Origin of the sequence: Companilactobacillus kimchii DSM 13961 = JCM 10707 (genome assembly GCF_001435445.1) — a bacterium.
Classification (GTDB): domain Bacteria; phylum Bacillota; class Bacilli; order Lactobacillales; family Lactobacillaceae; genus Companilactobacillus; species Companilactobacillus kimchii.
This window is the reverse complement of sequence record NZ_AZDH01000027.1, coordinates 298,366-310,201: the sequence shown is the minus strand read 5'-3', so window position 1 is coordinate 310,201 and position 11,836 is coordinate 298,366. Positions and strand designations below refer to the sequence as shown.

The following is an 11,836-nucleotide window of genomic DNA, read 5'->3' as shown; positions in this document are numbered from 1 at the left end:
TTTGTATAGGAGGAAAAATATGTACAATCACAATACCGTTGAAAAGAAATGGCAAAAGTATTGGAAGGAACACGAAACTTTCAAGACTACAACTGATCCAAATAAGAAGAACTTTTATGCCTTAGATATGTTTCCATATCCATCAGGTCAAGGACTTCATGTAGGTCATCCTGAAGGATATACGGCCACAGATATTATTTCTAGAATGAAGCGTGCTCAAGGTTATAACGTTTTGCATCCGATGGGCTTTGATGCTTTTGGACTACCAGCTGAACAATATGCTTTGAATACTGGTCATAATCCAGCAGATTTTACTGAAAAAAATATTCAAAACTTTAAACGTCAAATTAATTCACTAGGTTTCTCATATGATTGGGACCGTGAAGTTCAAACAACAGATCCTAAGTTCTACAAATGGACACAATGGATTTTTGAACAAATGTACAAAAAAGGTTTGGCTTATGAAGCAGAAGTTCCCGTTAACTGGTCACCAGATTTAGGAACTGTTGTTGCTAATGAGGAAATTATTGATGGTAAGACAGAACGTGGTGGTTTCCCAGTTGTTAGAAAACCAATGCGTCAATGGATGCTAAAGATCACAGCTTATGCTGACAGATTGATTGATGACTTGGATGACATTGATTGGCCTGAAAGTATTAAGGAAATGCAAAGAAACTGGATCGGTCGTTCAGTTGGTGCTCAAATTACTTTCCCATTAGTAGATCATGATAAGAAAGTAAATATCTTTACTACTAGACCAGATACTGCTTTCGGTGTTCAATATATGGTTTTGGCACCTGAACATGAGCTTGTTGATGAAATCACTACTCCAGAACAAAAAGCAGCTGTTGATGCTTATAAGGAAGAAGTTTCACACAAGTCTGATCTTGATAGAACTGATTTGAATGATGAAAAGACTGGTGTCTTCACTGGTGCATATGCTATTAATCCAGTTAATGGTGAAAAAATTCCTGTTTGGATTTCTGATTATGTACTTGTTACATATGGAACAGGTGCAGTTATGGCTGTTCCTGCCCATGATGATCGTGATTTTGCTTTTGCAAAGAAGTTCAATCTACCAATGAAACAAGTTATTGAAGGTAATCTTGAAGATGGAGCAATTACCGGTGATGGTAAGCACATCAACTCTGATTTTCTAGATGGCTTGAATAAAGAGGATGCCATCAATCGTATGGTTGAGTACTTAGAAGAAAAAGGTATCGGTGAAAAGAAAGTTAACTATCGTTTACGTGATTGGGTCTTCTCACGTCAAAGATACTGGGGTGAACCAATTCCAGTTATTCATTGGGAAGATGGTACAACTTCACTTGTTCCTGAAGATGAGTTGCCACTTAAATTGCCAGAAGATAGTGACATTAAACCATCAGGTACTGGCGAAAGTCCACTAGCTAACCTAACTGACTGGGTAAATGTTGTTGATAAAAACGGTCGTAAAGGTCGTCGTGAAACTAATACAATGCCACAATGGGCTGGTTCATCATGGTATTACTTAAGATACATTGATCCACATAATGATAAAGCATTAGCTGACTATGATCTATTGAAGCAATGGTTACCAGTTGATCTATATATCGGTGGTGCTGAACATGCTGTATTGCATCTATTGTATGCAAGATTCTGGCATAAGGTATTGTATGATTTGGGTGTTGTTCCAACTAAAGAACCGTTCCAAAAGTTATTTAACCAAGGAATGATCTTAGGTAAAGGTCATGAAAAGATGTCCAAGTCAAAGGGTAACGTAGTTAATCCAGATGATGTTGTCGAACAATATGGTGCCGACACATTGAGAACTTATGAAATGTTCATGGGTCCTTTGGATGCTTCAATTGCTTGGTCTGAAAATGGACTTTCCGGTTCATCCAAGTTCTTGGATCGTGTTTGGAATCTCTTTATTAATGACGATGATTACAGCACATTGCGTGACGACTTCTTAACTGATGAAAATGATGGTAAATTAGATAAGGTTTACAATGAAACAGTTAAGAAAGTTACAGAAGATTATGACGCATTGCATTTCAACACAGCCATTTCTCAAATGATGGTCTTTGTTAATGAAGCACATAAGGTTGATACAATGCCTAAGGATTATGCTGAAGGATTGGTAAAACTATTAGCTCCGATTGCTCCTCATATGATGGAAGAAATTTGGAATAAGTTAGGTCATTCTGAATCAATTTCATATGCTGCATGGCCAACATATGATGAAAGTAAATTAGTATCAGATACAGTTGAAATCATCGTTCAAGTTAATGGAAAACTTAGGGATAAGATAGAAGTTGCTAACGGCACGGCTAAAGATAAATTGGAAGAATTAGCACTTGCTGATGAAAAGGTTAAGAAGTTTACTGATGGCAAGAATATTGTCAAAGTAATCGTTATTCCTAATAAGATTGTTAATATTGTAGTTAAATAGTAATCAAAAAGAGGTTCCGGAAAATTTCCGGAACCTCTTTTAGGTTGGATAGCAGACTAAATTGGACATTAAAGGGTGAGGGTTGATATTTGTATTAAATGAATAATTGCGTGAAACTACTTTTTTGTGTAAATGAATAATAAAATTTGCCTAAATACCCAACGAATTACATTCTATCATTAATTAGGTGGTATATAATAGCGAGTATTTTGTAAAAATGTCTGAAATTTTCAGGAAGTTTGGAAAATTAATTTGCTTTTTTAATAAATTAAGCGTAATTTAAAATTTTTAGGATAAGAATTTTGCTATAATTAAATGGATAGTTTTTAAGGTGGTGCAAGTTTTGGGCGGAAATAAAAGCCATGATGAGGAAGAAGTAATGCCAGTGATGGATCTGGAGTCGTCTTCACAAGATACAATGTTGAAGGGTTCAGCTTGGATGACGGCTGGAAGTATTTTTTCTCGTATTTTAGGTGCAATTTATATTATTCCATGGATGGCATGGATGGGTTCTGATTATCCAGCAGCTAATGCTTTATTTGCTAAAGGATATAATATTTACAGTCTATTTTTAATTGTCTCAACGGCTGGTATTCCAGGTGCTATTTCAAAGCAAATTTCACATTATAATGCCTTGGATGAATACTCAACTGGAAATAAATTATTTAAACATGGACTTAAGATTATGACGTTCATGGGTGTTATCTTTGGAGCAGTAATGTTCTTTGGAGCACCAGTTTTAGCAACGTTGTTTACTGATGGTGATCCTAGAAGTATCCCCGTCATTAAATCATTAGCGGTAGCGGTCTTAATTATTCCAATATTAAGTATTTTGAGAGGATACTTACAAGGGTATTCAGATATGGCACCGTCGGCTATTTCGCAATTTATTGAACAGATTGCCCGAGTAATCTACATGTTAGTTGCCACATATCTTATTATGGTAGTTAACAAGGGTAGTTATATCAATGCGGTTGTTCAGTCAACCTTTGCTGCTTTTATTGGAGCAGCAGTGGCCATTGCCATTTTAGTTCTAGCAATTTTAAAGAAATTGCCGAAACTGAGGCGACTTTCTAGAAGCAGCAAGCCTGTTGAAAATCTAAACGAGAGAAACTTTACACGTGAGATCTTTGAACAAGCTGTACCGTTCATCATTTTGGATGCAGGTATCACATTCTTTAATTTATTTGATCAATCAACCTTTAATCAATTCATGAGAATGTTTGTTAATGCTACTGGAGCACAGTTAGATAATTACTATTCACTCTTTGGTTTCCAAGCTAATAAGCTGATTATGATTATTGTGTCCTTGTCTTCAGCAATGGCTGTAACGGCAGTTCCTATTTTGTCAGGATTATATTCTAAAGGTGATAAAGCAAAGATTGAAGATCAAATTTCTAATACTTTGGAATTGTTCTTTTTCATTATGATTCCGGCCTCGTTAGGGATGTATGCCGTGGCTCAACCACTTTGGACAACTTTTTATCGTTATGATGCCTTAGGTGTTTTGATGTTACAATTTTCATCAGTAATATCTATTTTGTTAGGACTTTTCACAGTTCTTTCAGCTGTTTTACAAGCGTTATATCGTAATAAATTGGCTATCAAATACTTCATTTATGGCTTTATTGTCAAAGTAGTAGCACAATTACCAATGATTGGTATTTTCCATGAATTTGGTCCATTAGTTGCGACAAGTATTGGTATGGCAGTAGTTTCTTGGTTGATGCTAAGAGAACTACATTTGAGCTATCCGTTCCAAACGGGAAGACTTTCACGACGTATTAGTGGAATTATTCTATTCTCATTGATCATGTTTATTTCAGTCATGTTTGTTAACTGGGTTGTTTTCCATTTTGTTGGTAATTCAGATAGAATTATCAGTGTGGTTGTTTTAGTTCTAGAAGCTGGCCTTGGTGGAGTAATCTATGGTTACTTAGTTTTAAAGACATCGTTGGCTGATAAGATACTAGGTTCAAAAGTAGAACGTATTAGAAGAATTTTTAATATTAAATAAAATTAAAAGCATGTTAGTCCCTTTGGATTAGCATGCTTTTTCAGTATTATTTAGCTTGATTAAATTTCTTCATATATTTTGGTAATTTGGCAATTATTTTTGAAGGGAGAACGACGTAATTTTCTTTATAAATTTTATCGGCAATTAAACTATGTATCAATAGAGCTGCCGAAATGGTTTCAAGGGAATAATTGAATTGACCAACAAAACCAGCGATAATACCAGTCAAAGTATCACCCATTCCACCAGTAGCCATACCAGCATTACCAGCCTGAATTTGAAGAGCTTGATCCTGATAATATATTTCAGATAAGTGCTTCTTTAAAATTAAAGTGGCGTTCGGATTCAATTTTTGTAATTGCTTATGATTATTTTCTTCATTTTGTTCATGAATTGGCAAATGGGAGAGGCGTTGCCATTCACCTTGATGTGGCGTCATAATGATATTAGCCTTTGTTTCTAAAGGAAGTTGCTGTTCAGCAATAATTGTTAAAGCCGATGCGTCGAGGATCAAGGTTTGTTTTTCAGTAGTTAGATTCAATGCAGCTTTAACTACACCTTTAGCAATTGACGAAGTCCCAAGACCTGGGCCGATGGCAATAACATCATTACTTTTAATGGCTTGAGCTAATTCGTTTTTTTGCGTGTAATCAATAGTCATGGCCTCAGGAATTTGCACGTTGACGGCGGTGAATTTTTCTGGAGTAGTGGCTAAGGTTACTAAACCTGCGCCACTGTGAATAGCAGCACTAGTGCAAAGAATGGCTGCACCACCAAAATGTGTTGAGCCAGCAATAATAAGGATTTTACCGTAATTACCCTTATATGATTGTGGATTTCTTGGAGTAATCACGTGATTTAAGACATTCTTATTAATTTTTTCCATTACAAGTACCTCCAATTGTAGTATCATTTTAATTGTAATATATATCGGAAGTTAAATATATATTTTGCCACTGTGGCGGAATTGGCAGACGCGCAGCGTTCAGGTCGCTGTCTAGGTTTCTAGGTGCAAGTTCGACTCTTGTCAGTGGCATTTTGATATTTTCATAAAGAGCTAAACCTCTTGATAATATAGGGTTTAGCTCTTTTTGTTTTGCCTAAAACCCAATTGATTTTGCATAATTTCCAAAAATCGAGAAATAACAAAAAAAGTATTCACAAATCGTGAACACTTTTCCAATAATTATATTAAAAATCCTTTTCACCCAATGCATGTTGAGCGGCAACGTTTAAGATACTCCATTGTCTATCAAATCCTGGTTGGAAGAAGAAGTCAGCATCGGCTAAATCTTCAACAGTTAATTTGTGCTGGATGGCTAATGCCAAAACGTTGCCTTGAGCTGTGATGTCATATGTTGAAAGAACAGCACCACCTAAGAGAACGTGTGAAGTCGGATTGAAGAATAATTGAACTGAAACAGTAGGGTTATCTTTACCAGCAGGGACATAAGCTGGTCTGAGACTACCTTGATAGAAGGAACTCTTGATTTCAACGTTAGAGCGTTGGGCAGTAAAGCTATTAAGACCACTTTCTGCAAAATGATAATCAAAGACACTCAAAGCTGATGAACCAACTACACCGCCAAATGGAAGGGCAGGTTTCTTTTCGAATAAGTGCTTTACGACATATCTAGCTTCTCGACGAGCCACTGTAGCTAAGGCAATTGGAACGTGATTGTTTGCTGGGATTGAATAAGCTAATGTGGCATCACCGATAGCGTAGATATCTTTTTGATTAGTTTGAAGATATTCATTTGTCTTGATCCAACCACGGTCGTCTAAATCAATTGTACCTTTAAGCCAATCAGTATTAGGTTTTACACCAGCAGCTTGAATGACTAAGTCACTAGGGTATTCAGTTTGATCGGTTTTAACACCTGTAACGGTATCATTACCTGTATATTCCTGAATCTTAGCACCTGTAACGACTTTAACACCTTTGTCTTCAAGGTGTTTTTCAAGGATGTCTGTCATTTCTTTATCAAGATAAGTTCCTAGTGGACGGTCGATTACATCAAGCAATGTGACATTCTTACCAGCTTTAACACTGGCTTCAGCAGCCTCAATACCAATGTATCCGGCACCCACAACAGTGATATTCTTAACATTTTTGTCTTCTAACTTAGCCTTGATTTGAGTAGCCCAATCAAAGCCGCGCATTAGAAAGACATTTTTGAGGTCGTTTCCAGGAATAGGGAGTGACTTAGGAGTTACTCCAGAGCTTAGAATCAATTTATCATAAGGATATTCTTGAGTACTATTATCTTTTGTATTAACAACACTGATAACTTTTTTATCAGCGTTGATCTTTGTAACTTCGTGATTATTTAAGATTTGGACATTTTCATTAGCTGAAAAATCATCTGGTTTAAAATTGCGAACATCATGAACGTCAGTAACACTGTTCTCCAAGTATAGTTCCATACCACAGGACATAAAGGATACAAAGTCTCCTGCTTCGAACAATTTAATATCAACATCATCGTAACGTTTTAATAATTCCAGAATGGATTGGTGACCACCATGTGATGCACCAACAATAACAACTTTAGTCTTTGACATAAAATAACCTCCGCTTTCTTAATAAGAATCATTACAATGTAAGAATAGCTCTTATTAAAATTGGTGTCAATTAATAACTTAGTTTACAAATGTCGATGTATTAGGCTTAACTAAAAATCAATTTAGAAATTGTTTTAGTAAGATTGCTTGGCGTTAAAGGTAAGCCATTCTGTTTTAGAAGATTATTAATTTCATTCTTATTGAGATCGTTTTTTAATTTCTTTAAATATTGAAATCCAGAAATCGTTAAACCGTTTAATTTGATCAAGGTAACATACTTCAAAGGACTAATAATGCCTGAAATCAAACCGTCGTTAATCATGCTAATAGTTGTATCTTGCATATCACGGATTAAAATTTGATTATTGTTATCACTAGCAATGTACTCTTTAATAAGAGGGTACTTTTGCGAATCATCAAGTAATTCTTGAAAATCTTTAGGATTTTGTTCAGCGATAATCTCTAAAATCATTTTGTACATATCAAAGTAATTCATTTGATCACAACCTTTATCGAAAATTATAACTACATTATAAGGGTACCAATCGAAATTTAAAAATGAGATCGATGGTTTTTGAAAATATACCTTTTGTATATATTAGATCGTTAAAAAATTTGCAAAAATGACCCTCAAAACCCCATAATTATAGATAGTATAAAGAGTTGAGGAGATTATAAATATGATAAAAGAATTTAAAGATTTCATCAGTCGAGGGAATGTATTGGACTTGGCTGTTGGTGTAATTATGGGTGCTGCTTTTACAGCTATCGTTCAATCCCTTGTAAGCAATTTGATCAATCCTTTGATTGGCTTATTCTTGGGTAAGGTTGATTTGAGCAATTTAGTCTTTAAAGTGGGGGACGCAACGTTCAAGTACGGAACATTCATTGAGTCGATTATCAACTTCTTAATTATTGCTTTTGTAGTCTTCTTGATTGTCAAAGTAATGAATAAGATTATTAAGACACGTGAAGATGAAGAAGAAGCTGAAGAGGACAATAAGGATGAAGAAGTTGTTATGTATTTAAAGAAGATTTCTGATTCTTTAGACGAAAAAAATCATCACGAGAACTAAAAAAAACATATCTCGTAACCCAATTAAGGTTAGAGATATGTTTTTTAGTAGATACGTTTAAATACTTCGCACAAACAAGGAATTTCATCGTTAAATTCTTTTCCTGCCTCTTGATATTCTTTTTTAAAGAAATCCTCATGAACTTCTCGCCAATAGTCTAAAGTACGATCACCTTCGCCTTCATGGTAGGCGTGTTCAGCACTGACATACTTGAAGGGAACGACTTCAGTAACAAGTGTTTCTGTAATACAGAGTGGTTCATCATTGCCATCGAGAATGATGTTATAGTCACCAACTTGAGGCATGTACTCATCAGCAGTGTAGAGTTCATATGACGAAGTGGTAGCTGTTTTAGTACCGTCATAAACCAAATGAGCTAACTTGTCTGGATCACCGCCAAAGATTGTGATATCGCCCAAAGGATAATAGAGTGAGTTCTTATCTCTTAAGAATTTAAACCAATAGTCATGTATTTTTTCTTTATCCATAATGACACCTCAAAATATAAATATTAACTAAATGATATCGTATAAAGCAAAAGAAGACAAAACCAGATTGCAAGTTTTGTCTTCTTTTTTATTATTTAACTGAATCAACGGTTTGCCATGTCCAATGACTGACGTATTTACCATTAGGAGAACCAGTAGTTCCTGCACGGAAACCGATTTTGAGGTTCTTTAAAATCCGTTTGGTGAAATCGGTTGTGTATTCCCATTCATCTCCAGTTTTACCAGTAGATTTACCAATAATGATGTCACGACTATTAACTCTTTTATTTTTCCAATAAACGTCGTGAAGCAAATATTTTCTATCAGGGTCAATGCTTCTTCTATCAGGATCATTAGAGGAACCAGAGTCATCTCCGTTATCCTCATCGTTGTGATTTTCTGTCTCTTCTTGATAAAACTTACTCATTGAAAGACTAATAGAAATCGGATTAGAATCTTTTTCACGGTAATCGTCTAAAATAACTTTTCCTTCGTCAATTTTTGGTTGAGCCATACTTTCAGTAGTTGGTGAAACTGAAATGGTACCGAAGTCAATTTCTTCAGGTGCTGTTAAAATTAGGTTACCAGCAACATGACAGAAATAGAAGAAGTCGCTGCCGATGTGATCTTCTGTATCGACTATTCGCATTTCAAGCGTATGAACATCAAAGTCATTACAATTCTTAATGTCTAGATCTTCAATTTTCCAAGGGTTAGATTCACCTAGTTTAGGATTATCCAGGTTTTCACTGATGGTCTTCTCCTCATGGCTATCAATCGTATAAGAAATACTTTTGATTTGTTCGCTATCTTTATCATTCCAATATCCCTCAAGTGTCATTTTGTGCATCATTGGATTATATGGTTCATTTCTGGTAGAACCAGGAGAAACCACACTGATTTGAGGTTCAACAGTTGCGGGTTTTTTGAATTTAATAACGTGCTCTTTGAGATTGGAAATATTGCCCTCTTTATCTTTCATATAGAAACGAATCTTATGTTTGTTTTCTTTGAAATCATTAAGAGAAATTTTTTGGCCTTTGATTTCATGGTGTTTACCAACAGTAGCTTCTTTTTCGGATTGCTTGGCATCGAATAATACTTTAAAATCTTCAGGGTTTTCACTATCAATGGAATAATACATTGTTACATCAGTACTATCAAAGTCATACCACATACCAGTTAGGGGTAATTCACTTTGACTGATTGGTAGAATCTGAGGATTATCATCAGTACCATTTAAATCTAGCTGAATAACTGGACTGAAAGTTTTTCCTCTAACATCAATTTGAGATGTATATTCCATTTCAACTGTTTTACCAACGGATAAATCTTGCGGAGCAGTTCTCATGGTTAAACCAGCGTCCCACGTACTTTCATCTTCCGCAGCACCCAATCTTCCGCCAGCATCATCTGTTCTTCTGGAGTCACCAGCGTCGTATTGATCATTGAAGGCATTGAATAGGTGATCAGGTACGTAAGGAGAGACAAAGTGTTTAGTCTTTTTATTGTGATATTTAGTAGGGATATAGAGTGGAAAACCGGAATCCTTAGGTTTACCAATTTTCCATGGATAATACCTTTCTCTAAGAGCGACAACACCAATCAAACCGGGATTATAACTGTATCCTTTGGTAGCAATATGGGAGCTACTTGATGAACGAGCAGCCCAAGCATCAGGGCCATTAGTTTGGTTAGTAAAATAACTAGTACGTACTCGATTATCTTCTGATTGCATATACATACCACGACCGTTACCTAAAGTACGTAACTTCAAATAATTACCAATCCGGCGACCTTTAGCATCGGTAACTTCTTTGTCATCTTCATTTAATGATAAATCATGGTTAGAGAAACCGATGAAGTTTTTAAAAAGTTCCTTACCAGTATTTTTAAATTTAATATTGGTAACGACACGTCCCATTTTATTGAAACTAAGTTTAATAGTGGTAGTAAGTTCTGGATTGGGACGATGTTTTTTGTCGACGAAGTAAGCTTTCTGCTTGAAAACCATTTTTTGTTCTTCTAAGCCAGTTTGTGGATTAGTTCGGTAATAAAATTTTGGTGTGTCTAACATAGAGTAACTTTGACCTAGTTTGTTAGGACCAGAAGTACCGGGAACACCGTTACCATCTGATGATACAACGTAGTTAAACAAATCATTAGAAACGAAAGTTCTAGGTGATCCATTTGGTCGATCTTCAATTCCTAATGGTGAAAGTCCCATATTAATAATTTCTGAAGCATCATAATCACCTTTCTGATTGTCACCATAATGGTCGGTGAAAATGTGATTACCTGGAGCAGTGGGACCATCTAAAATACGGCTACCTTTCTCGGCATAAAGAATGGCTGAACCCGCGGCAGTTAGATTATTTACACGAGATTTGCCACTAGGTTCGTAGGAATCACTGATTGAAGCACGACGGATAGCGTAATTATAATCCCCAAAATAAAGATATGGGCGAGTACTAGTTCCGTCGGAATACTCTTTAATGGGACCTTCGCTTACACGAAGGTGTTCTGCAAATGTCCAACCAGCTTCGTTAGCATCATCTGCAGTATCGTCGATCTCTGATACTTCACCAGAATATTTTTCAGGCTGGTTTAATTCGTAGTCGAAGATGTTTTCACCATTAGTTTTCAGTACCGATAGCTGAAAAGGTTTTTTATTATTGACGAAAAGTTTGAAAGAATTAGTGTTAGCTTTATTTAAAGTAACGGTTGTTTCTAATTTTTCATTATTACTTGTTACATTGGAGTCTCCAAGTTCCTTTTTTAAGGCTTCAATGTCGAGCATATCTTTGACATCTGTTTTCAAAATTAATTCTTTCTTTTCTTCTAGGACATAGCTGATAATTAATTCAGTATTTTCCTTGTGTTGGTATTGTTCGGCAACATCAGCATCAGTCATTGGTGCAGCTTTAACCGTGGTAGCGGGTTTAAAGCATAGAAAAAGAATGCTTAAAAAGGATAATAAGCATAGTAAAGGTATGGTTTTAATTTTCATATAAGCAGCACTCCCTCAAACATGATTTTGATATCTTATCATCTGAATAATTTTTTTATGATTCAAATTAATAGAGTCATTTTTTTGTGAAATGAAGTGCAAAATATTAAAAAACATATTAAAAATATTAATAAAATACACGTTTCTAAAGGGTGTTTATATGAGAAATAAAAAAAGTGATTTTTTCGGAGAATTGGATAAAAATAGCAGTATCTATTTAGAACGGGCGTATGTAATTACGTCTCT

General features: G+C 35.4%; 8 protein-coding genes and 1 tRNA gene. 4 read left to right on the top strand and 5 right to left on the bottom strand.

The window, feature by feature from the left end:
* Positions 1-19: 19 nt before the first annotated feature.
* Complete coding sequence (gene leuS, locus FC97_RS13035; RefSeq protein ID WP_054642091.1) at positions 20-2,434, top strand: leucine--tRNA ligase; 2,415 nt, start codon at positions 20-22, stop codon at positions 2,432-2,434.
* Between the two features lie 379 nt (positions 2,435-2,813).
* Positions 2,814-4,451 (top strand): putative polysaccharide biosynthesis protein, encoded by a 1,638-nt coding sequence (locus FC97_RS13030; protein WP_054642118.1) that lies wholly within the window; start codon positions 2,814-2,816, stop codon positions 4,449-4,451.
* 46 nt (positions 4,452-4,497) lie between these two features.
* Here FC97_RS13030 and FC97_RS13025 read toward each other — a convergent pair whose 3' ends face one another.
* Complete coding sequence (locus tag FC97_RS13025) at positions 4,498-5,337, bottom strand: NAD(P)H-hydrate dehydratase (protein WP_054642090.1); 840 nt, start codon at positions 5,335-5,337, stop codon at positions 4,498-4,500.
* A 66-nt stretch (positions 5,338-5,403) separates the two neighbouring features.
* On the opposite strand from FC97_RS13025, the gene FC97_RS13020 reads away from it, so the two are divergent.
* Positions 5,404-5,487 (top strand) — tRNA-Leu (locus tag FC97_RS13020).
* 155 nt (positions 5,488-5,642) lie between these two features.
* Here the strand turns inward: FC97_RS13020 and FC97_RS13015 are convergent.
* Positions 5,643-7,016, bottom strand: coding sequence for an FAD-dependent oxidoreductase (locus FC97_RS13015; RefSeq protein ID WP_054642089.1), 1,374 nt, complete (start codon positions 7,014-7,016; stop codon positions 5,643-5,645).
* A 106-nt stretch (positions 7,017-7,122) separates the two neighbouring features.
* Complete coding sequence (locus FC97_RS13010; protein WP_054642088.1) at positions 7,123-7,512, bottom strand: hypothetical protein; 390 nt, start codon at positions 7,510-7,512, stop codon at positions 7,123-7,125.
* Between the two features lie 184 nt (positions 7,513-7,696).
* Here FC97_RS13010 and mscL point away from each other — a divergent pair, with 184 nt between their 5' ends.
* Positions 7,697-8,092 carry a large-conductance mechanosensitive channel protein MscL gene (gene mscL / locus FC97_RS13005; protein ID WP_054642087.1) on the top strand — a complete coding sequence of 132 codons (396 nt, stop codon included), beginning with the start codon at positions 7,697-7,699 and terminating at the stop codon, positions 8,090-8,092.
* A 44-nt stretch (positions 8,093-8,136) separates the two neighbouring features.
* Here the strand turns inward: mscL and FC97_RS13000 are convergent, their stop codons facing one another.
* On the bottom strand, positions 8,137-8,580 hold the full coding sequence (locus tag FC97_RS13000; RefSeq protein WP_054642086.1) for an ASCH domain-containing protein: 444 nt from the start codon (positions 8,578-8,580) through the stop codon (positions 8,137-8,139).
* 91 nt (positions 8,581-8,671) lie between these two features.
* Positions 8,672-11,590 carry a hypothetical protein gene (locus FC97_RS12995; protein ID WP_054642085.1) on the bottom strand — a complete coding sequence of 973 codons (2,919 nt, stop codon included), beginning with the start codon at positions 11,588-11,590 and terminating at the stop codon, positions 8,672-8,674.
* Positions 11,591-11,836 lie beyond the last annotated feature (246 nt).

Bases quoted from the DNA above. Each gene is read 5' to 3' on its own strand.
- FC97_RS13025 (WP_054642090.1), bottom strand. From the start codon at position 5,337: ATGGAAAAAATTAATAAGAATGTCTTAAATCACGTGATTACTCCAAGA.
- FC97_RS13010 (WP_054642088.1), bottom strand. From the start codon at position 7,512: ATGAATTACTTTGATATGTACAAAATGATTTTAGAGATTATCGCTGAA.
- mscL (WP_054642087.1), top strand. From the start codon at position 7,697: ATGATAAAAGAATTTAAAGATTTCATCAGTCGAGGGAATGTATTGGAC.
- FC97_RS13015 (WP_054642089.1), bottom strand. From the start codon at position 7,016: ATGTCAAAGACTAAAGTTGTTATTGTTGGTGCATCACATGGTGGTCAC.
- FC97_RS12995 (WP_054642085.1), bottom strand. From the start codon at position 11,590: ATGAAAATTAAAACCATACCTTTACTATGCTTATTATCCTTTTTAAGC.
- FC97_RS13000 (WP_054642086.1), bottom strand. From the start codon at position 8,580: ATGGATAAAGAAAAAATACATGACTATTGGTTTAAATTCTTAAGAGAT.
- leuS (WP_054642091.1), top strand. From the start codon at position 20: ATGTACAATCACAATACCGTTGAAAAGAAATGGCAAAAGTATTGGAAG.
- FC97_RS13030 (WP_054642118.1), top strand. From the start codon at position 2,814: ATGCCAGTGATGGATCTGGAGTCGTCTTCACAAGATACAATGTTGAAG.